The organism is Arthrobacter sp. TMN-49 (assembly GCF_054511095.1).
The window spans coordinates 1-20,652 of record NZ_JBTNDH010000023.1 but is presented as its reverse complement, the minus strand read 5'-3'; the positions used below and the strand labels follow the sequence as shown (position 1 = coordinate 20,652).

21 protein-coding genes and 1 riboswitch are annotated in these 20,652 nt (G+C 63.7%); of the genes, 7 read left to right on the top strand and 14 right to left on the bottom strand.

Annotated features, from left to right (window positions below; genetic code table 11):
• The first annotated feature begins 32 nt into the window (after positions 1 to 32).
• From dxs to ACX80E_RS11710, 4 genes are all read left to right on the top strand, one after another.
• Positions 33 to 2,024 carry a 1-deoxy-D-xylulose-5-phosphate synthase gene (gene dxs, locus ACX80E_RS11725; protein ID WP_459302134.1) on the top strand — a complete coding sequence of 664 codons (1,992 nt, stop codon included), beginning with the start codon at positions 33 to 35 and terminating at the stop codon, positions 2,022 to 2,024.
• Between the two features lie 29 nt (positions 2,025 to 2,053).
• The gene (locus tag ACX80E_RS11720) at positions 2,054 to 2,590 is read left to right on the top strand and encodes a DUF402 domain-containing protein (protein ID WP_459302133.1); all 537 of its coding nucleotides are present in this window, start codon (positions 2,054 to 2,056) and stop codon (positions 2,588 to 2,590) included.
• The gene (locus tag ACX80E_RS11715; RefSeq protein WP_459302132.1) at positions 2,587 to 3,246 is read left to right on the top strand and encodes a hypothetical protein; all 660 of its coding nucleotides are present in this window, start codon (positions 2,587 to 2,589) and stop codon (positions 3,244 to 3,246) included. Before ACX80E_RS11720 ends, ACX80E_RS11715 begins: the two co-directional genes overlap by 4 nt.
• 159 nt (positions 3,247 to 3,405) lie before the next feature.
• Positions 3,406 to 4,395 carry an aldo/keto reductase gene (locus tag ACX80E_RS11710; RefSeq protein ID WP_459302131.1) on the top strand — a complete coding sequence of 330 codons (990 nt, stop codon included), beginning with the start codon at positions 3,406 to 3,408 and terminating at the stop codon, positions 4,393 to 4,395.
• 96 nt (positions 4,396 to 4,491) lie between these two features.
• Here ACX80E_RS11710 and ACX80E_RS11705 read toward each other — a convergent pair whose 3' ends face one another.
• The 11 genes from ACX80E_RS11705 to ACX80E_RS11655 form a co-directional block, all read right to left on the bottom strand.
• The gene (locus ACX80E_RS11705) at positions 4,492 to 5,055 is read right to left on the bottom strand and encodes a GNAT family N-acetyltransferase (protein ID WP_459302130.1); all 564 of its coding nucleotides are present in this window, start codon (positions 5,053 to 5,055) and stop codon (positions 4,492 to 4,494) included.
• Positions 5,048 to 5,500, bottom strand: a complete 453-nt coding sequence (locus ACX80E_RS11700; RefSeq protein WP_459302129.1) for a Rieske (2Fe-2S) protein — start codon at positions 5,498 to 5,500, stop codon at positions 5,048 to 5,050. The genes ACX80E_RS11705 and ACX80E_RS11700 overlap by 8 nt, the downstream gene beginning before the upstream one ends.
• Before the next feature lie 162 nt (positions 5,501 to 5,662).
• A complete protein-coding gene (locus tag ACX80E_RS11695) occupies positions 5,663 to 7,804 on the bottom strand; it encodes a 3-hydroxyacyl-CoA dehydrogenase NAD-binding domain-containing protein (RefSeq protein ID WP_459302128.1) in 2,142 nt (713 codons plus the stop codon).
• The gene (locus tag ACX80E_RS11690) at positions 7,801 to 9,030 is read right to left on the bottom strand and encodes a thiolase family protein (RefSeq protein ID WP_459302127.1); all 1,230 of its coding nucleotides are present in this window, start codon (positions 9,028 to 9,030) and stop codon (positions 7,801 to 7,803) included. Before ACX80E_RS11690 ends, ACX80E_RS11695 begins: the two co-directional genes overlap by 4 nt.
• Before the next feature lie 155 nt (positions 9,031 to 9,185).
• The gene (locus tag ACX80E_RS11685; RefSeq protein WP_459302126.1) at positions 9,186 to 10,613 is read right to left on the bottom strand and encodes an HRDC domain-containing protein; all 1,428 of its coding nucleotides are present in this window, start codon (positions 10,611 to 10,613) and stop codon (positions 9,186 to 9,188) included.
• Between the two features lie 80 nt (positions 10,614 to 10,693).
• Positions 10,694 to 11,272, bottom strand: a complete 579-nt coding sequence (locus ACX80E_RS11680) for a DUF3000 domain-containing protein (protein WP_459302125.1) — start codon at positions 11,270 to 11,272, stop codon at positions 10,694 to 10,696.
• A gap of 62 nt (positions 11,273 to 11,334) precedes the next feature.
• A complete protein-coding gene (locus ACX80E_RS11675; protein ID WP_459302124.1) occupies positions 11,335 to 12,396 on the bottom strand; it encodes a threonine aldolase family protein in 1,062 nt (353 codons plus the stop codon).
• 11 nt (positions 12,397 to 12,407) lie between these two features.
• Complete coding sequence (locus ACX80E_RS11670) at positions 12,408 to 13,145, bottom strand: SDR family NAD(P)-dependent oxidoreductase (protein ID WP_459302123.1); 738 nt, start codon at positions 13,143 to 13,145, stop codon at positions 12,408 to 12,410.
• A gap of 18 nt (positions 13,146 to 13,163) precedes the next feature.
• Positions 13,164 to 14,537, bottom strand: coding sequence for a DUF6421 family protein (locus ACX80E_RS11665; protein ID WP_459302175.1), 1,374 nt, complete (start codon positions 14,535 to 14,537; stop codon positions 13,164 to 13,166).
• Between the two features lie 115 nt (positions 14,538 to 14,652).
• Positions 14,653 to 15,111 carry a peptide-methionine (R)-S-oxide reductase MsrB gene (gene msrB / locus ACX80E_RS11660; RefSeq protein WP_459302122.1) on the bottom strand — a complete coding sequence of 153 codons (459 nt, stop codon included), beginning with the start codon at positions 15,109 to 15,111 and terminating at the stop codon, positions 14,653 to 14,655.
• A gap of 14 nt (positions 15,112 to 15,125) precedes the next feature.
• Positions 15,126 to 15,617, bottom strand: coding sequence for a hypothetical protein (locus ACX80E_RS11655; protein ID WP_459302121.1), 492 nt, complete (start codon positions 15,615 to 15,617; stop codon positions 15,126 to 15,128).
• A 122-nt stretch (positions 15,618 to 15,739) separates the two neighbouring features.
• Here ACX80E_RS11655 and ACX80E_RS11650 point away from each other — a divergent pair, with 122 nt between their 5' ends.
• Positions 15,740 to 16,984 (top strand): alpha/beta hydrolase, encoded by a 1,245-nt coding sequence (locus ACX80E_RS11650; RefSeq protein ID WP_459302120.1) that lies wholly within the window; start codon positions 15,740 to 15,742, stop codon positions 16,982 to 16,984.
• Positions 16,985 to 17,005: 21 nt separating this feature from the next.
• Here the strand turns inward: ACX80E_RS11650 and ACX80E_RS11645 are convergent, their stop codons facing one another.
• On the bottom strand, positions 17,006 to 17,464 hold the full coding sequence (locus ACX80E_RS11645; protein ID WP_459302119.1) for a SufE family protein: 459 nt from the start codon (positions 17,462 to 17,464) through the stop codon (positions 17,006 to 17,008).
• Positions 17,465 to 17,515: 51 nt separating this feature from the next.
• Positions 17,516 to 18,436, bottom strand: coding sequence for a sulfurtransferase (locus ACX80E_RS11640; RefSeq protein WP_459302117.1), 921 nt, complete (start codon positions 18,434 to 18,436; stop codon positions 17,516 to 17,518).
• Positions 18,437 to 18,629: 193 nt separating this feature from the next.
• Between ACX80E_RS11640 and zapE the strand changes: the two genes are divergently transcribed.
• On the top strand, positions 18,630 to 19,685 hold the full coding sequence (zapE, locus tag ACX80E_RS11635; RefSeq protein ID WP_459302116.1) for a cell division protein ZapE: 1,056 nt from the start codon (positions 18,630 to 18,632) through the stop codon (positions 19,683 to 19,685).
• 86 nt (positions 19,686 to 19,771) lie between these two features.
• Here zapE and ACX80E_RS11630 read toward each other — a convergent pair whose 3' ends face one another.
• The gene (locus tag ACX80E_RS11630; RefSeq protein ID WP_459302115.1) at positions 19,772 to 19,957 is read right to left on the bottom strand and encodes an antitoxin; all 186 of its coding nucleotides are present in this window, start codon (positions 19,955 to 19,957) and stop codon (positions 19,772 to 19,774) included.
• Between the two features lie 136 nt (positions 19,958 to 20,093).
• Positions 20,094 to 20,155, top strand: a riboswitch (guanidine-III (ykkC-III) riboswitch).
• 12 nt (positions 20,156 to 20,167) lie between these two features.
• Here ACX80E_RS11630 and ACX80E_RS11625 point away from each other — a divergent pair.
• Positions 20,168 to 20,482, top strand: a complete 315-nt coding sequence (locus ACX80E_RS11625; protein WP_459302114.1) for a DMT family transporter — start codon at positions 20,168 to 20,170, stop codon at positions 20,480 to 20,482.
• Positions 20,483 to 20,652 lie beyond the last annotated feature (170 nt).

Genomic DNA, 20,652 nt, shown 5'->3' with positions numbered 1-20,652 from the left:
TAGACGTTGATAGTGGACCCAGGGAGGTACCAATGGGACTTTTAGAAACCATCACGCATCCGCGCGATCTCAGTAAGCTCAGCTTGAGCCAGATGGGAACCCTAGCCCAAGAGATCAGGGATTTCTTGATCTCCAACGTGTCACAGACAGGTGGCCACCTCGGCCCCAATTTAGGCGTTGTTGAGCTGACGCTGGCCATCCATAGGGTTTTTGATTCACCGCGCGACAGCATCATCTTCGATACCGGGCACCAGTCTTACGTGCACAAACTCGTCACAGGCCGCCAGGACTTCTCCACCCTGCGCCAGCAGGGCGGGTTGTCGGGCTACCCTGAGCGGGCCGAATCCGAACATGACATTGTGCAGAGTTCGCACGCATCGTCGTCCATTTCCTGGGCTGATGGAATATCCCGGGCACGCCAACTTAACGGTGACGGCGACCGCTACGTGGTGGCTGTCATTGGCGACGGCGCACTGACCGGGGGCATGACCTGGGAGGCGTTGAACAACATTGCTGCCGACAAGGACCGCCGCGTGGTGATTGTTGTCAACGACAACGGCCGCTCCTACGCCCCGACTGTGGGCGGCGTGGCCGAGTATCTGGCCTCCCTGCGCCCGGCCATTGACCATGTGCGTACGCATAAAAAGTACGAAGCGTCCATGTCCTGGGGTAAGAAACGCCTGCAGGACGGTAACGCGGCCGGCCAGTTTGTCTACAAGAGCTTGCACGCCGCCAAAAAGGGTGTGAAGGACTGGTGGGCTCCCCAGGGGCTCTTTGACGACCTGGGCATGAAGTATGTGGGACCCGTAGACGGCCACGACGAGAAGGCCATGGAATCGGCGTTGCTGCTGGCCAAAAACTATGGCGGCCCGGTCATTGTGCACGCCTACACCGAGAAGGGCCGCGGCTATGCGCCAGCCCGGGCGCACAAGGATGACCAGTTCCACGCTGTGGGAGTCATCAACCCTGAGACTGGAGTGTCCGTGGAGGAGCCCAGCGGCAAGTCCTGGACGGGTGTTTTTGGTGACGAGATCACCAAGATCGCCGAGGAACGTACAGACATTGTGGCCATTACAGGCGCCATGCTGATACCTGTGGGGTTGGCAAAGTTTGCGCAAAAGTTCCCCGACCGGGTCATCGACGTCGGAATTGCCGAGCAGCACGCAGTCACCATGGCCGCGGGCATGGCCTTTGGCGGCCTGCACCCGGTGGTCGCCATTTACGCCACGTTCCTGAACAGGGCCTTTGACCAGTTGTTGATGGATGTCGCCCTGCACAAGGCAGGAGTGACAATTGTGCTTGACCGGGCCGGTGTGACGGGGCCCGACGGTCCCAGCCACCACGGCATGTGGGACATGTCCATGCTGCAAATTGTGCCGGGCCTGCACCTGGCCGCCCCGCGCGATGCAGTGCGCCTGCGCGAGGAACTGCGTGAAGCGGTGGCGATTTCCGATGCGCCCAGCGTGGTCAGGTATTCCAAGGGTGCAGTAGGTCCGGAAATTGTGGCCCTTGAGCGCCTCTACGACGGCGTTGACGTCCTGGCCCGCACCCACCACGACATGCCCGAGGCTGGCGGGGACCCGCAGACGGATGTGCTGATAGTCAGCGTGGGGGCCATGAGCGAATTGGCGCTCGATGTTGCCGCGCGCATTGACCAGCAGGGCATCAGCTCCACGGTGGTTGACCCGCGCTGGGTGATGCCCGTGCCGCGCTCCATCGTGCAACTGGCCTCACAGCACAGGATTGTTATTGTCATTGAGGACGGTGTGCGGGCCGGGGGAGTGGGCTCGCGCATCCGACAGGAACTGCGCTCGGCCGGGATCGACACGGCCCTGAACGAGGTCGGCTTGCCGGTGGAGTTCCTGGCGCACGGCTCCCGTTCGCAGGTGCTCGAGCGTGTGGGGCTGACGGCACAGCGCGTGGCACAAGATGTGGTGGAGCAGGTGTTGGGCACCAAAGTACCTTTTGCCCGCCCCTTGCCTGGGCAGCCGGCGCCCCGCACAGGTCAGTTGCCCATCCTGTGACGGCAATTCCTGACACGCAGTCGGCGGGGATGCCTCAGACCGGGGATCTGGTCGTGGCCCGCAACCGCAAGTATGATGGCACCGCCCACTGGGTGGTGCCCGGGCGCTATCTGGGCGTCGACGATTTCGGTCACTGGGTGTTCCAGGGAACGGGCGAATTTGTGTCCCGGCCCGGTGCAGCTTTCTATGCGGAATCCGATGCCGTGCTCTTAATTCCCCACGAAGGCGATTGGGTGGCGACGTTTTACGATCAAAGCCACCCGTCCGGCGTCGAACTTTATATAGATCTGGCCACTGAGCTGGCCTGGCGACGCATCCGGCCGGCGGTCATCGAATTTCACCTGGTCGACATGGATTTGGATGTTGTGCGCACCAAGTCGCGGGGCCTCTATGTTGATGACGAAGACGAGTTTGCCCACCACAGCAACACCATGAATTATCCGCCCGAACTGTGCACCCGCATGGAACGATCAGCGGACGCCTTGATGGAGGCCGTCGCGGCCCGTCAGGCACCCTTTGAGGGCCGGGAAGCGGCCTGGTTCACGCTAGGAAGGACACTGCCATGAGCAGCACAGAAGTACACGACAGCACCGATTCCCACGATCCCAATATTGCGCGCATGTACAAGCGCGACGACGCCGGAGCCTGGACTTTCCGCGAAGCCTGGATTGACGCCGGGATGCCGCAGGAGAACGGTGGCGAGGCAGTCGCCGCCGAGTCGGCGGCAGTCTTCTTTGTGCTCAACCACGGCACCGTGGGGCATCAAAGCACCTCCAAGGACGCCCCGGCAGCCTCGCTGGAGGAGGCCCGTGGCATGCTGGCAGCTTTCGCGGAGCAGTGCGCAGAGGACGGTTATTCCGTGCTCAGCCGTGAAGAGCAGTTCACCGTGGTGGCCCAATTTGCCTTGAAGAGTGACAGGATCACCGACCGGGACAAAACGCTGGCAGCAAGTGCCAAGGCCGCCCTGACGGGGCATTTGGCGTGGCGTGGCAGCGGACTGGTGGAGAAGGTTGAATTCACGAAGGGCCCGCACAGCACGGGCAAGCTCAACGTGTACATCCTGGCCCCCGACCCTGCCCGCGCAGTGGCCAACATCAAGGTGTGTATTCGCGAAGAGAAGCTTGACTTCACCAAGTTGAGTGTTGCCGTTGCGCCGGCTGATCAGCTTTCGGAACTGCGAGCCAAGCACAGCACCAGCGGCAGCACCGCCTTCAGCCTCTGACCGCCTCTCATACCGACGCTCTCGCAGCAATGGCTGGATTTTCCCGAACGCTCTCGCAATACCTGCGATAGCGTTCGAGAAAATCCAGCCATTGCTGCGAGAGCGTTTTTGGCTTCGGTTGTTTGCGTGCGTGCGGGCGGTACTGGCTATTGTTGAACCATGACTGAGAACCACATTGAGTACCGAGAAGTAGGCCGTTCCGGACTGACCGTTTCCACTGTGGGTCTGGGGTGCAACAACCTGGGCCGCAGCGGTACTGTGACACACACGCAGGAGGGCAGTGACGCCGTCGTGCATGCGGCCCTTGAGGCAGGAATCACGCACTTTGACGTGGCTGACGTGTACGGCATGACGCCGGGCCTCAGCGAAACCATCCTGGGCAAGGCGTTGGGTGCGCACCGCCAGGACGTCATTGTGGCCACCAAATTTGGCATGGACGCCCAGGGCGCCAATGGCGTCGATTGGGGGCGGCGCGGCTCCCGGACGTACATTCGGCAGTCCGTGGAGGCCTCCCTGCGCCGGCTGAATACCGACTATTTGGACCTGTATTACTACCACACCCCTGACGGGCACACGCCCATGGCGGAGACGCTCTCGGCGCTCGATGACCTGGTTCACGCCGGCAAGGTGCGCTACATTGGGCATTCGAATCTGGCCGGGTGGCAGATTGCTGATGCCGAATACACCGCCCGCGCCCTGGGTACTGAACGGTTTGTGGCCAGTCAAAACCACTACAACTTACTTGACCGCCGCGCCGAGCAAGAGGTCATACCGGCTGCGCGGGCGTATGGGCTGGGCGTCATGCCGTACTTCCCGCTGGCGAACGGCCTACTGACGGGGAAGTACAGTGGTGGCGTGGTGCCTGCCGGGAGCCGGCTCTCCCATACTCGCCAGCATTTAGTCTCGGCGGCGGATCAGGAGCAGTTTACGGCGTTTGGTGCCTTCGCGGCGGCTCGCGGCCTCACCGAGGTGCAGGTGGCGTTCTCCTGGCTGGCCGCCCAACCCTGTGTTGCCAGTGTCATTGCCGGAGCCACCAAGCCCGAACAAGTGCGCCAAAATGCCCAGGCGGCGGCCTGGAAACCAACGGCGCAGGACCTGGCCGAGCTGGATCTAATCTTCCCGCGCACGCCTAAGGTGGCGCTTTTCTAGCCCGCCGCCTGATCTAGTGCCGGGGACGGCCGGTGCGCCACTTTCGACGTGGCGCACCGGCGGCACCGTGCACGGATGCCGCGCGTCCGGTGTGGGTTACGGGGTTAGGATCTTTTGGAACAGCACATGGTCCTGCCAGCTGCCGTTGATCTTGAGATAGTTTTCCGCCGCGCCAATCGTGGTGAATCCGCAACGGGCAAGGACTGTCCGGGACGCCACATTGTGAAGCAGGGTGCCTGCCTGAACCCTGTGCAGGCCCAACTCCGCAGCCGCTGTGCAGGCGAAGCGGGTGGCAGCGGTGGCCAGGCCCCGGCCCTGATAGTCCTGCGCTATCCAGTAACCAAGGTGTCCGTTTTGGAAGGCCCCGCGCACTATGTCGGCGAGTGAAATCCGGCCCACCACTTGGGCGCCGTCGTACAGCACCCAGAAGAGGCCGCGCCCGGCCGCCATGGCTTCCTTGGCGTCGGCGATCACCTTCCGCTGGCCGTCCAGGGTGTAGAAGGATTCCGGCCGCACCGGCTCCCAGGGCTTCAGGTAGTCGCGGTGCCGGGTCAGGGCAGCCGCCAGTGCGTCGGCGTCGCCGTCGTCCACTGCCCGGATGCGCACGGTACCTTGGAGCGGCGTTGAACCCGGCGACGCGGGCTGTAGGGACTCAGACACTGACGGTGATCCATTCGCCGTCGATCGCTGCGCCAAAGCGGGGCAACGGCAACTGGGCCGGGCCGGATTCGACTGTTCCGTCGGCGGCGTTGAACACCGAGCCGTGGCAGGGGCACTTGAAGTCCACGCCGTTGGGAGCCACTTTGCAGCCGGCATGCGTGCAAATGTTGGTGTAGGCCAGCACAGTGGTTTCATCGGGGCGAAACAACATCACATCCACCCCATTGGCCACCCCGGCGGCCGTGCTGCCCACCGGAAGGTCTGCGACCTTGGCCACCTGGTGCGGAGTTCCCCCGGTGGGGATCGCGGCCGGAACGTTGCCCTTGCTGGGCGTGGCCGGGCCACTGGGGCCGCAGCCCACCAGGGCCAAAACGCAGCCGGCGCCGGAGGCTGCCGTGGTGGCGCGGAGGGCGGTGCGTCGGGTCAAAGCCGGTTCAACAGTCATGAAGCCATTCTGTCAGTTTCGGCGAGGGGAATGCCAAACGCGGCGCCCCCTCCGCTCACTTCCCCGCCTCCCACCTCCGTGAACGGGGAGTAGATGTCGATGTTGAGCGCAAACATCAACATCTACTCCCCGTTCACGGACCCGTTCACGGCGGGACGGGTGCTACGCGGTGCGGTGGAACGGCTTCCCGTTGACCCGTGCCGAGGCGCCCACCCGGTCAAGGTACGGGGTGATGCCGCCCAGGTGCATGGGCCAGCCGGCCCCTAGAATCATGCACAAGTCGATGTCCTCGGGACCAGCCACCACTCCTTCGGCCAGCATCAGCCCGATCTCCTGGGCCAGGGCGTCCTGGGTTTTGCGCAGCAACTCCTCAGCCGTTGAAGGAGAGTTGCCAAAGCTCAGCAACGCCAGGGTGCTCGCCGGGATGGACAGACCGCCGTCGGGCGTGCTCTCCCACAGCGCCTTGACGCCGGCGTCGATGAGGGCCTGCTGGTTGGCTGAGACGTGGAACCTGTCCCCGAAGGCCGTGTGAAGTGATTCAGTGACGTGTTGCGCCACCGGGATACCGACCATGGCCAGCAAGGTGAACGGCGTCATGGGCAGGCCCATGGGACGCAGGGCGTTGTCCGCAACGTGCGGGTCGGTGCCCTCATCGAAGGCCGCCGAGACTTCAGCCATGAGGCGCAACAGGACCCTGTTCACCACAAACGCGGCCGCATCCTTGACCAGCACAGCTGTCTTGCGCAGCGCCTTGGCGGTGGCAAACGCCGTGGCCAGTACGGCGTCGTCGGTCTTCGGCGCACGGACAATCTCCAGCAGCGGCATGACTGCCACGGGGTTGAAGAAGTGGAAGCCCACCAGACGTTCGGGGTGCAACAAATCCTCGGCCATGGCCGTCACCGACAGTGAGGAGGTGTTCGTGGCGAGGATGCATTCGGGCGAGACAATGGCCTCCACCTCGGCAAACACAGCCTTTTTGACGCTGAGTTCCTCAAACACTGCCTCAATCACAAAGTCGGCGTCGGCGAATGCCTCCTTGGACACTGACCCCGTCACCAGCGCCTTGGTGCGGTTGGCGGCGTCCTGGCTCAGCCGGCCCTTGGCGAGCAGCTTGTCCACCTCGCCATGGACGTACCACACGCCTTTGTCCACGCGCGCCTGATCAATGTCAGTCATGACGACAGGGACCTTGAGCTGGCGGGCAAAGAGCAGCGCAAACTGCCCGGCCATCAGCCCGGCGCCAACCACACCAACCTTCGTGACGGGGCGGGCCAGTTTGGCATCGGGTGCCCCGGCTGGCCGTTTGGCGCGCTTTTGGACCAGGTCCAGGAAGGCGTAGACGGTGTCGCGGAACTGGGGCGTCTGCATGAGATCGGCAAGTGCTTCATCTTCAGCGGCGAAGGATTGTGCCTTCGTGAAATGCTTGCCCTTCTCCAGCAACTCGATGACGCGGGCCGGGGCGGGTGCGGCGTTGGCGGTTTTCGCCTCAACAAACGTTTTGGCGCGTTCGACGGCGGCGTCCCAGGCTGCGCTGTTCTCCTCGCTGAGCGGCTCGGAGACGGCGTTGGGGCGGCTGACGTCCGCACCGCCAATGACCCGGGCGGCCCAGGCGAGTGACTGTTCCAGGAAGTCGGCCGGTTCGAACAAGGCATCGGCGATGCCGAGCTTGAAGGCCGCCGGGCCGCTGAGGGTGCGGTTGTTGCTCAGGGGGTTCTCCAGCATGACCTTGACGGCGTTGGCCGGACCGATCAGACGGGGCAGCAGGTACACCCCGCCCCAGCCGGGGACCAGGCCAAGGAACGCCTCGGGCAGTGCCAGGGCGCCGGCGCCGGTGGAGACTGTCCGGTAGGTGGCGTTGAGCGCTATTTCGAGCCCACCACCAAGCGCCAGGCCGTTGATGAACACAAAGCTGGGAACACCCAGGTCGTTCAGTGTGGAGTAGACGTCGTGACCCAGCTGGGCCATCCACAGCCCCGCTTCCCTGTCCTTGAGGCTCTTGATGGCCGAAAGGTCCGCGCCGGCGGCCAGGAAGTACGGTTTCCCTGTGACGCCAACGCCAACAATTTCCCCGCGTGCTGCGCGCTCACGTTGTTCCTGGAGCACCGTGCCGAACTCGACTAAGGTGTTGGGTCCTAGGGTGCTGGGGCGGCGGTGATCCAGGCCGTTGTCGAGAGTGATCAAGGCAAAGACGCCGGCGCTCGGAGCCCCGTCAACACCCGGGAGGGCAATGTCCTTGACATAGGAGTGTGTGACTACCTCGTCGGGGAACAGCAACGCGAGTTTGTGAAAGTCTTGGGCGCTCATGCTGCGCTCCCTTCGGTGGCTGTGGTGGGGACGAAGTGCGGGTTTTCCCAGATAACTGTGGCTCCCATGCCCAAGCCGATGCACATGGTGGTGAGGCCGTAGCGCACCGAGGGGTCTTCGGCGAATTGACGGGCCAGCTGGGTCATGAGTCGAACGCCGGAGGATGCCAGCGGGTGACCCACGGCGATGGCGCCACCGTACTTGTTGACCCTTGGGTCGTCGTCGGCGATCCCATAGTGGTCAAGGAAGGACAAAACCTGGACGGCGAAGGCCTCGTTGATCTCGAACAAGCCAATGTCATCGATGCTCAAACCGGCCAGCTTCAGGGCCTTCTCGGTGGCCGGAATGGGGCCGATGCCCATGACTTCGGCCGCCACGCCGGCAAAAGCGTAGTTGACCAGGCGCATCTTGACCGGCAGGCCAAGCTCCTCGGCCGCGTCTGCGGAGGCCAGCAGTGCCACGGTGGCGCCGTCGTTCAGGCCAGCGGCGTTGCCGGCGGTGACCCGGCCGTGGGCGCGGAAGGGTGTCTTGAGCGCGGCGAGGTCCGCAACTGTTGTGCCGGGGCGTGGGGGCTCATCGACGGTGTTCAGGGTCCAGCCCTGCTCCGCTTTGAGGGTGGCCACGGGCACCAGGTCGGGCTGGATCTGCTCCTTGACGTAGGCGGCGGCCAGCTTGTTCTGGCTGGCGACGGCGTACGCGTCGGTGCGGTCCTTGGTGATGGCAGGGAAGCGGTCGTGCAGGTTCTCGGCCGTGTTGCCCATGTTCAGGGCTGCCGGGTCAACGATCCGTTCGGACATGAACCGCGGATTGGGGTCGGCACCGACTCCCATGGGGTGATGGCCCATGTGTTCCACACCGCCGGCGAGGACCACATCGTAGGCGCCGAAACCAATGCCCGAGGCGGTGGTGGTCACGGCTGTCATGGCGCCGGCGCACATCCTGTCGATGGCAAAGCCCGGCACAGACTGGGGGAGTCCCGCGAGCAGTGCCGCCGTGCGACCGATGGTCAAACCCTGATCGCCGGTCTGTGTGGTGGCGGCGATGGCAACCTCGTCAATGCGCTCCGGCGGCAGGGAGGGGTTGCGGCGCATGAGCTCGCGGATGCACTTGACCACCAGGTCATCTGCCCGGGTGGTGGCGTAGATGCCCTTTTCCCCTGCTCGTCCAAAGGGTGTGCGGACGCCGTCAACAAAGACCACGTCCCTGATCTGCCGATTCTGGCTCACCTATTGCTCCTTGCGTGCGTTCAACGGATGCCGTCAACCCAAGCGATGTGGGGACGACTGTGTCACACATCATGTTACCCGCCAGTAACTTAGAGTCAAAATTGCAACGCCCCGCCCGGTTAACAACTGCCACGCAGATCTGCTGGAGGGGGAGGCTAGGCGTCCACGGACTTGGGTTCCTTGGGCGGCAGCGGCTCGGGGTGACGTAGCGAGTCGGCGAGCATGGCGGCAGTCTTTTCAATCTGCCAGGGGCGGGCGCCCAGTTCCGCCAGTTGCGCTGACACGCTCTCCACCGTGATGATCGACGGCGGGCGCCAGCACACGCGGCGCAGGAAGTCAGGGGTCAGCACGTTCTCACCGGGAATGTTGATCTGCTCGGCAAGATCGGAGAGCCGTTGGCGTGCCGTGGCGTACCGGGCGGCAGCCTCGGGATCCCGCTCAGCCCACACCCGGGGCGGCGGCGGCGTGTTGGAGGAGACCTGCAGGGGCGGTGGCTCGGTGCTGTTCTTACCCGTTTGGATGGCATGGAGCCACTTGGGTGCGTCGCGCTTGGCGGCGCGTCCGTGGAAACCTGCCAGCCCCAAGAGCTCAGGAACTGTTGTTGGCATGCCCTTGGCGGCTGCCACAATGGCGGAATCGGGGATGAGCCGGCTGGGGGCAATATCACGGTGTTCGGCCAGTTTCTCCCGGGTGTACCAAAGCTCACGCGCAACAGCCAGCTGCACCCGGTTGCGGATGGTGTGTGCACCGGAGGTGCGCCGCCACGGGTCAATACGCGGGGCTGGCACGCCGGCGTTGACCAGGTGCGCGAACTCCTCGGCGGCGTACTGCAGTTTGCCGTCCTTGGCCAGCAACGCCACGAGCTCCTCCTGCAGGTCAACAAGGACCTCCACATCGAGGGCCGCATAACGCAGCCACGGTTCGGGCAGGGGACGCTTGGACCAGTCGGCGGCCGAATGCTCCTTGGCCAGATGGTAGCCCAGCAAGGACTCCACGACGGCGCCCAAACCCACGCGCGGCAGACCGGCCAGGCGGGCAGCCAATTCAGTGTCGAAAAGGGAGCTGGGCCACATGCCGACACCTGCCAAACACGGCAAATCCTGGCTGGCGGCGTGCAGTATCCACTCGACCCCGTGCAGGGCTTCGTCGATGATCCTCAAATCATCGAAGGCCTCAGGGTCGATGAGCCAGGTGCCGGCGCCTTCGCGGCGAATCTGCACCAACATGGCGCGCTGGCCATACCGGAAACCCGAGGCGCGCTCCGTGTCAACAGCTGCCGGGCCGTGACCGCTCGCCAGTGCCGCAGCACAGCGAGCCAGGGCCGGCTGGGTTTCCACGACGGCGGGAATCCCGTCCTGGGGCATGTCCAGCACCACCAGCTCTGGCAGGTCACCGAGTTCCACCCGGACCCCGTCAATGACCACTGAGGTCAGCGGGGCGGGAGCCAGTTCGACGGCGGTGGTGGAGGCGTCGAGGCTGGTCGCGGCGCCCGCGGGGGTGCTGGCCGGGGTGCCGGGGCCATGGTGCGAGAGGGACTTTGTGGACCGGGCGCGGCTGTGTGCGCTAGATTCTGGGTTGGTCATGATGCCCTTAGTCTACCGAATGGTGCAGGGACAGGTTTGGCGGGGGCCGAAATTGCTTGCGCCACTACGCAAAATGGCCCTTACCGGCTGGGATGGGGGCGGCGCTGTGCGAGTTGGGTCACGCCGTCGGGCACGGGGGGCAAACCGGCAAAGGTGCAGACCACGTTGTTCCACGCCTGAAGATGGGCACGCACGTCGGGCCCGTCAGGGGTCCACGAGGCGCGGAGCTCAATGTCAATGGCGTCGGGCCGGGCGACCAGGGTGCCAAAACTTTCCGAAAGGATGCGGGTGGCCGTGCCGCCGGTGCTGCTGTACCGGGCCCCTTCCTCCGCCAGGGCCTCCATCAGCCACGCCCACGCAACGTTGCCCAGCAGCGCATCATTGCCCATGTCGGCCTCCAGACGCGCCCGAATGTAGGTGACAATGCGGAAGGTGCCGTCCCAAAGATCCGAGCCGTCGGGATCGTGCAGCAAGATGAAGCGGCCCGTGGCAAGTTCTTCTCCATCCACCAAGACCTCGGCCCCGAGCGCCACGCCAAAGGGCGCCAGGCGCGCCGGGGCCGGGACCTCTGACAACGTCAATTCCATGCGGCTGTGGGCCTGCCGCAAGGACGTCAAAGCTGTTTCGAAGTCAGCGGGAAGCTGTGGGATAGGACTCACAGTGGCAGATTATGGCGTTGCCGGACCAAACCGTGGCAGGCGCGCCGCACTGAGAGTCGGGCCTAGCGCGCCAGTTCCGCACGCAGCGCCGCCACAAAAGCGTCAACATCTGACTCCTGGGTGTCAAAGGAGCACATCCAGCGCACTTCCCGGGCGGCCTGGTCCCAGTCGTAGAAACGGAACTTTTCGCGCAACCGTTCGGCCACACCGTCGGGCAAAATGGCGAAGACGCCATTGGATTCGGTGGCTTGGGTGCAAAGCACCCCGGGCAAAACTTCCGCGGCCGCCCGCAACCGTGCCGCCATGGTGTTGGCGTGGGATGCCGAGCGCAGCCACAGGTCGTCTGTCAACAGAGCAAGGAACTGGGCTGAGATGAAACGCATTTTTGAGGACAGCTGCATGTTCATTTTGCGCAGATAAATCAACCCGTCGGTGGCGTCAGGGTTCAGAGCCACCACGGCCTCGCCAAACATGATCCCGTTCTTGGTGCCGCCAAAGGACAGGACATCCACTCCGGCGTCGGAGGTGAACTCACGGACGGGAACGTCCAGGTGGGCGGCCGCGTTTGCCAGCCGGGCGCCGTCCATGTGAACCTTCATGCCCAGGGAATGGGCGTGATCGCAGATGGCACGCACCTCCGCCGGGGTGTAGCAGGTGCCCAGCTCGGTGGTTTGGGTGATGGAGACTGCCAGCGGCTGAGCGCGGTGTTCGTCACCAAAACCCCAGGCCTCCTTGTCGATCAGATCGGGCGTCAATTTGCCGTTCGGGGTGGGCACCGCCAGCAGCTTCATCCCGCCCACCCGTTCAGGGGCGCCGTTCTCATCCATGTTGATGTGGGCCGTTGCCGCACACACCACAGCACCCCACCGAGGCAGGAGCGACTGCAGCCCCACCACGTTGGCACCCGTGCCATTGAAAACCGGGAAAACCTCAACGTCGCGGCCAAAGAGCAGCCCCATCTCCTGACGCAGCCGGGCCGTGTACTGGTCCTCGCCGTAGGCCACCTGGTGCCCGCCATTGGCGGCTGCCACGGCGGCCAGAACCTCCGGGTGGATGCCCGAATAGTTATCGGAGGCGAAACTCGTGACCGACGGGTCGTGGAGTTGAATGGATTGCTTGATCACAAGGGCCTTCTCTATCTCAGGATTATTCGCGCGCCGTTAAGCTCGCTGGCGTTGGTGGAAAACAGCTCCGCCACGGTGCGGCCCAGCAGGCCCACATCGGTGAAGCCGGGAAATTTACGGTCGGGGGAGCGGGCCCGCATGCTGTCATCGACCAGGGCCTTCACCACTAGTACGACGGCGGCGCTGGAGTTGGGCGTCCCGCCCGCCTGTGCGGGCACGGCCTCGGATTCCTTGGCCGCTTCGGCCTCGAAGCCCTGTGACACCGCCTGCACCCAAGTTTCGGCCGCAGCCTTGACGGCCGCGTAGTTGGCGTTGCCAGCCGTGGGTGCTGTGACGGAGGTGGAGGAGACGATGGCCAACCGGCCCACGGGCGAAGCTGCCAGATCGGCGAAGAACGCCTTGCTGCTGTTACGCAAGGTGGTCAGCACCGAGGTGTGCAGGAAGTCCCAATCCGCATCAGTCTGCGCGGCAAGATCGGCCCCGCCGCGCCAGCCGCCCACCAGGTGAATGAGCCCGTCCACGGGCCCATGAGCCGCGTGGACGCTGTCGGCCAGGGCGGCCACTGCCGCCGGATCCGCCAGGTCACACACCAGAGGGATGGCACCAGCGGTGAGCTGGGCGGCGGCGGTGATGCGTGCGGCGTCGGAGCCCACGGTGAGCACCCGCATGCCAGCACGGCGCAGCTCGCCGGCCACGGCAATGCCCGCTGCGCTGCTGCCGCCGGCAATCAGTACCAGGGGAGTTGTCATAGTCCTTAGAGTACCCACTTAGGCAGCACTGGCACCTGTCATGCCGGCGGTGGATTCGATGACGGCGGCCATCTTCTTGTTCAGGGCCTCGTAAAACATGGAGAGGGGGAATTCGTCATCCATGACCTGGTCGGTGATTTCACGCAGCGGCGCGGTCAAGGGCAGGGCGTCGGGGCCCTTGGCCCAGGTCGACGCCGGATTGGGTGTCACGGTGCTTGCCACCAGTTGGTAGGCGGCCAGCCAATGCGCCAGCTTGGGCCGGTCGATGGAGCGCCAGTACAGCTCCTCGATCTCACGCCCCAGCGCAATCACCATCTCGGGGACCTGGTCCCAGTCGATGGTCAACCGGGTGTCTGTCCAGTGCAGCACGTGGTGCTGGTGCAGCCACGCGAACAGCAGCTGCCCGCCCAGGCCGTCGTAGTTGCGCACGCGGGAACCGGTGATGGCGAACCTGAAGATCCGGTCAAAGATCACCGCGTACTGGACCAGCTTGGCGTGCTGGCGTGCCTCCGGTGAGGCTGTTTCGTCATGCTCGATCGCCACCGATTCGCGGTAGGCCGTCAAGTCGCAGCGGAGCTCCTCCAACGAGTACAGGAAGTACGGCATGCGTTGTTTGATCATGAACGGGTCAAAGGGCAGGTCCCCGCGCATGTGGGTTCTGTCGTGGATCAAATCCCACATGACGAAGGTTTCCTGCGTAAGTTCCTGATTCTCCAGGAGCTCCAGCGCGTCAGCGGGCAATTCCAGCCGGGTCACGTGGGCAGCCTCGCGCACCACGCGGCGGAAGCGGGCGGCCTCGCGGTCCTGGAAGATGGCGCCCCAAGTGAACGTCGGTGTCTCCCGCACGGCGACGCTCTCCGGGAACAGCACGGCGGAGTTGCTGTCATACCCGGGGGTGAAGTCAATGAAGCGCAGCGGAACGAACAGCTTGTTGGAGTAGCTGCCGGCTTCGAGCTCGCCAATGAATTCGGGCCAGATGACCTCCACCAAAACGGCCTCCACCAGACGTGAGGTTGAGCCGTTTTGGGTGTACATGGGGAACACCACCAGGTGGCCCAGACCGTTAATCCGGTGGTTCTGCGGGTTGAAGGCCAGCAGTGAATCCAGGAAGTCCGGGACACCCAGGCCGCGCTCAACCCACGTGGTGAAGTCGTGCACCAAAAGGCGCAGGTACTCGCCGTCGTGGGGGAAGTGCGGCGCCAGGTCCTTGATGGAATCCGTGATGGTTTCGATCAAGTCCGTGGCGGCGCCATGATCTGCAGGCTCGGGCACCGAGCCGTCCTTAACCTGCAGCAACGCCAGCTCGGTGGCGGCACCCTTCAGGGCCAACCAGGCAGGGTGACCCGCCAGTGTGCCGTAATCAAAGGCGGAGGTGACATCGGCTGGTGCCATCGAGAGAGTCATGAGATTTGTCCTTTACTACTGTGCGTTCGGGGCTTTTCCCGAGCGTAGCAACGGAACAGTAAATCTAATGTGAAAATGCCATGAGCATAAGAAACTCTCGCGCTCAGGTGTTCTTTGGCGCGTCTGGCGACAGCTCCAGCGGCCTCTCACGCAACGTCAGGCTCACCGAGTTGATGCAGAAACGCTGATCCGTGGGGGTGTCGTAACCTTCACCCTCAAAGAGGTGGCCAAGGTGCGAGTCGCACGCGGTGCACCTGACCTCCACGCGTTTCATCCCCAGGGTGTTGTCATGCAAATAACGCACAGTGCCCTCGGCCAGCGGCGCAAAGAAGGACGGCCAGCCGCAATGGGCGGAGAACTTTTCCTTGGAGGTGAATAGTTCGGCCCCACAGGCTCGGCATTCGTACACGCCTTCCTGCGTGGCGTCCCAATACTCGCCGGTGTAGGGCCTTTCGGTTCCGGCCTGGCGCAACACCTGATACTCCTGCGGTGTCAGTTCCTTGCGCCATTGCTCATCGGTTTTTACTATTGCCGGTTCTGGCGAACCTTCGGAGGTAGTCATGACTATGTCAACGCTTAGGAGTCGCCAATAAATCCCGAGCCCGAGTACAAATGCAAAACTGGCAAACCGAGTTTGCGTTGTGCCTGATGAGCCCAGTCCTGTCGGAACGTATCGGCCACGGCATGGGGGCGGGTAACCACCACCGCCTGCCGGGCGCCAGAGTCGTTGACCCTGGCCACCAGGGAGGCAACGGCGTCGCCCACGGCAACGCTGCCGCTGAACTTGGCCCCGGATGTTTCCAGCACGGCCAAGGACGCCGCCAAGGTTTCGTTGGCCTCGGCACGCACAGTGTCGGCGTCGGGCTTCTCGCGGAGCTCGCGCAGGGCCCCCGGCAAGTCCAGCATGGTCAGCTGGTCAATGACATCCACAAACAAGTTCCGTTTGGTGTCGGCCGGCACCAGCAGCACCAGTTCGACGTCGTCGTCCGGGCCGTACAGGTCAGTAATGTTGGCCACGTCCACGGCTGTTAGCGGTTCTTCTGTCAGGATGATGATCGTATCGCTCATGGCACCAGCTTAGGCTTCCGCGGACTATAAACAATGCCACGCGGGCAAGTTGTGCGAAGAAAGTTACGGACGCGGCCGGTGCGCCGCTCGACGCACCCGGCAGCTGTTGGGACAATGGTGATATGGCAACCTCGTTACAGCAGTCCAACAAATGGCTCAAATGGGGTGCCCTGGGTGCCGGTGCGGCGGGCGTTGGTGCCGCCGTGGTGGTCACAGCCACCTCCGGGCTCGCGGCCTATTTTGCCCGCAGGGTGGTGACACCGGAGAAGCAGCGTCTTGCCGACATCGCCATCTTGGCTGTCATCGCCAAGGGCCCCCAGCAGCAGGTGGTGCTTGAGGCAACGCCTGACACCATCATCGAGGGAACGTACGGGCTGTACTTCAATGGCAGCACGGCGCATGCCATCGTGGGCCCGATCATCTCCTATGTGCCGCGTGAAGGCAGTGTCACCCGCGAGGTCATCGCCGTCTACGGTGGCGACCTGCGCACGGCCACGGCCGGCTGGTGGTCGGGCAACCTTCACTCGCATCCCGAGCAGATGGACCTGGCCTATGAGGATGTCACCCTTGATTTGCCGGTGGGCCAGGCGCCGGCCTGGCTGATTCCAGCATTGAATCCCGGACCCACCTGGGCCATCATGGTTCATGGCCGCGGCGCCACCCGCATCGAGGGTTTGCGCGCTGTTCCCACGGCGCAGAAGCTGGGCATGAACTCGCTGTTGATCTCTTATCGGAACGACGGCGACGCCCCGGCAACGCCCGACGGCAGGTACGGTCTGGGCATCACCGAGTGGCAGGATGTGGAGGTGGCCATTGACTATGCCGTCTCCCGCGGCGCCAAGGATGTGGTCTTGTTTGGGAATTCCATGGGCGGGGCCATCAGTTTGCAAACGGCCGATCAAGCCCGCAACCGCAAACATGTGCTGGCCATGGTGCTGGATGCCCCGGTGATCAGCTGGGTCAACGTTCTTGCCCACCAAGCCCAGATGAACCGGATCCCGGACTACATTGGCCGGTATGGCCAACTCATGCTCAGCCATCCACTGGGCAGGCGCATCACCGGGTTGGCTGCGCCGATGGATTTCAAGAGCATGGACTGGGTGACCCGGGCCATCGAGCTGCGGACGCCGTCGTTGATTCTGCACAGCATCGACGACGACTTTGTCCCGTATGAGCCCACAGCCGAACTGGCCAGGCGCAACCCGGAAATGGTCACGTTCGAGCCGTTCAGCAAGGCCCGGCACACCAAGGAGTGGAATGTGGATCCGCAACGGTGGGTCAACGTGGTGGAAACCTGGCTGCGCCCCCGCCTGGGCCGGCACGGCCTGCCGCGCGAATCAGCTGCCGGGCCCACCACGGAGGCCTAGCCGCGGCGGCTGACAGCCGGTTTACGCCGCCGGGTGAGCCCCGGCTACGATCTTGCGCTTGACGCGGCCCAGCATGGCTGACATGCCGCGCATGCGCAGCGGCGAGATGGCGCGTGTCAGGCCCAACTGCTCGGGCATGTCATCGGGCACTGCCAGAATCTCCGCAGCAGTCAAACCATCCAGCCCCTCAAACAGGACCGAGGCAAAGCCGCGTGTTGTGGGGGCTTCACGGGGCGCCTTGAAGAAGAGCCGCATGACCTCGCCCCGCTCGGTCACTTCGGACTCAACAGTTAAGAACAGTGGCGACTGACATTCCATCACCTGTTCCAGCAGCTCGGGATGGTTTGTTAGACGTTCGGGCAAGTCGGGCAGGGACCGCGAGAACTCCAGGAGCAGCGTCAAACGATCGCGCTCCTCAAGTTCCTGGAAATCATTGACGATCTCGGCCAGTGCCGGCGGAAGTGCTTGTGAAGTAGTCATTGCTTAAATCGTACGATTCTTTCTTGTTGCCTGGAAACTCGTGGGAGGACGTCAGGGTGCGCTGGGCAGTGCGCCACGGTCGGGCCCAACGGCGATGGGCACGCGGACGGCGTTGCCCCACTCGGTCCAGGAACCGTCGTAGTTGCGCACAGTGTCAAAGCCGAGCAAGTACTTCAACGCGAACCACGTGTGGCTGGAGCGCTCACCGATGCGGCAGTACGCCACAACGTCGTCGCCGGGCAGCAAACCGGCCTCGCCCAGGTACAGAGCCTCGAGTTCTTCCCGGGAACGGTAGCTGCCATCTTCTGCGGCGGCGCGAGCCCACGGGATGGATGCGGCGGTGGGGATGTGGCCCCCGCGCAGAGTGCCTTCCTGAGGGTAGGCGGGCATGTGGGTGCGTTCGCCCGTGTACTCCTCGGTGGAGCGGACATCAATGAGCGGCTTGCCCAGATGGGCCAGCACGTCATCCTTGTAGGCGCGGATGGGTGCGTCGTTGCGCTCCACCACCGGGTAGCCGTCGGACGGCGTGGTGGGCGTGGCCTCGGTGGTCAGTTCGCGGCCCTCGGCAATCCACTTGTCGCGGCCGCCGTCGAGCAGGCGAACGTCTTCATGGCCGAACAAGGTGAACACCCACAGCGCGTAGGCGGCCCACCAGTTGGACTTGTCGCCGTAAACAACAACAGTTGTGTCCCGCGAGATGCCCTTGGCCGTGGCGAGCAGGGCAAAAGCCGCGCCGTCAATGTAGTCCCGGGTGACGTCGTCGTTCAGGTCCGTGTGCCAGTCAATCTTGACCGAACCGGGAATGTGGCCCGTCTCGTACAGCAGCACGTCCTCGTCGGACTCCACCACCACAAGACTGCCGTTGTTTGCCGAGCCATGGGCCAGCGCATCGGCGAGCCACTGCGTGGAAACCAGACGCTCCGGGTGGGCGTAGGCTGCGAACTTTTCATTTGTTTCAACTGCAACAGGCATGGTGCTCCTTCGTATAAACTGCTCCGCGGATTGAAGGCGCAGCAGCTATTCCTGACTATTAGCGTAACCAGCTGCGGCACCGTTTACTTCCCGAGCGTTAACGCAAGGCAATATGCCGTGGGTATTCTTGTACCCGTGAGCTGCGCCGCGCTTAGCACGAACGCCTGAAAATTCTTGATGATCGGAAACATCCTTGGTACACGTTGAGCAACTTTCCACCCGCCGCCCGGCAGTTTCGGTGGAGGAACTGCTGGCGGGGTTTGTCCCGTCGCCGCGCTTTGACGGCGTTTCCTTCGACACCTACCGCCCGGATCCTGCGCAGCCCTCCCAGGCGCAGGCCGTGACAATGCTGGCCGAGTTTGCCGCCGGCGCGGCGCATAAGCCGGCCACGGGGCTGCGGAAACTCTTCGGCGGAAAGCCCAAGGTGGCCACTGGCCGTGCCGGGATCTACCTCGACGGCGGTTTTGGTGTGGGCAAGACCCACCTGCTCTCCTCGCTGTGGCATCAGGTGGAGGGTCCCAAGGCCATCGGCACCTTTGTGGAGTACACCAACCTGGTGGGCGCCCTGTCTTTCCGTAAGACGGTGGAGGCGCTCAGCGCGTACAAGCTGGTCTGCATTGACGAGTTTGAGCTGGACGATCCCGGCGACACGGTGCTGATGTCCCGGCTCATGCGTGAACTGGCCGACGCCGGAGTGAAGTTGGCTGCCACCTCCAACACCCTGCCGGGTTCCTTAGGTGACGGGCGCTTCGCGGCTGTCGACTTCCAGCGCGAGATTCAGGTGCTCGCCGATCAATTTGAGATCCTGCACATCGACGGTGAGGATTTCCGTCATCGCGGCCTGCCCACCCCGCCTGAGCCCATTGCCAACAGTGATTTGGACGCGCGGATGCGCCAGGACTTTGCCGGGCAAACTGTGGCCGTGGATGACTTTGGCACCCTGGTGGACCATCTGGCCGGTGTGCACCCCTCCCGCTACCGCCAAATGCTGGGGGGCATTGACGCTGTTGTGTGGCGCAATGTGCACACCATCACCGAGCAGTCCGTGGCGTTGCGCTTTGTGGTGCTGGCGGACAGGCTCTACGACAAGGATGTGCCGATCTTGGCCAGCGGGGTGCCGCTGGATCAGCTGTTCACACCCGAGATGATGAGCGGTGGTTACCAGAAGAAGTACTTCCGTGCAGTGTCACGGTTGACGGCGTTGGCGCGTGAAGCCCAGGAACTGAGCGTGCCCGCGCCCGTCGGCTAAGTCCTCATTGAACGCGAAAAGCGTCGGTTCCGTCTCTCGACGGAACCGACGCCTTCTTGACGCTCCGATCAAGAGCGAAAGGTGAGTTACTTTGCTGCGCCGTCTACAAAGCTCGACGCTGCCTGTTGTGCTGAGTCAATCTGGTCCTTGAACTTGTCACCAGTCTTCTCATCGACAAAATCACCGACCTTGTCAATGCCACCCTTGATGGCATCTTCCTTGCCGCTGATAAATCCCTCAGCCTTGCCCTTGATATCGTCAAAAATAGACAATAGGCACCTCCCTTCGCTCCTGGGGTCTTTTGCGCCCCAACTTTCTTCAGCCTAGTAGCTCAGATCATGTTGTCAACCGTATTTGTTGCTGGCAGTTTGCCGTATTTTTGCCCTTGCGCGGATTGTGCCAGACTGGAAGATGCCAGATGGCACCCGGACGAGGTGCGCCGTACCCGGCCAGCGACAAGACGGCGTCTAGGAGAAATTGTCATGGCCTGGATTATCTTGATCGTCTCGGGACTGCTCGAAGCTGTGTGGGCCACGGCCCTGGGCAAGAGTGAAGGTTTTACTAAACTAACCCCCAGCATTGTTTTTGGGGTGGCCCTGATTGCCAGCATGGCCGGGCTTGCCTGGGCCATGCGGACCCTGCCCATCGGGACGTCGTACGCCGTGTGGGTGGGCATCGGTGCCACACTCACCGTCACCTACGCCATGGTCACCGGCGCAGAAGCCGTCTCGGTCGTGAAGATCCTGCTGTTGCTGGGCCTTGTTGGCTGCATCGTGGGGCTCAAGCTAGCCCACTAGTCCCCGCGCCCTCCCACCGCTCGCACGCTCGTGGCGGGTCCCTCGGGCGCGTGGGCCCACCCGCGCCCTCCCACCGCTCGCACGCTCGTGGCGGGTCCCTCGGGCGCGTGGGCCCACCCGCGCCCTCCCACCGCTCGCACGCTCGTGGCGGGTCCCTCGGGCGCGTGGGC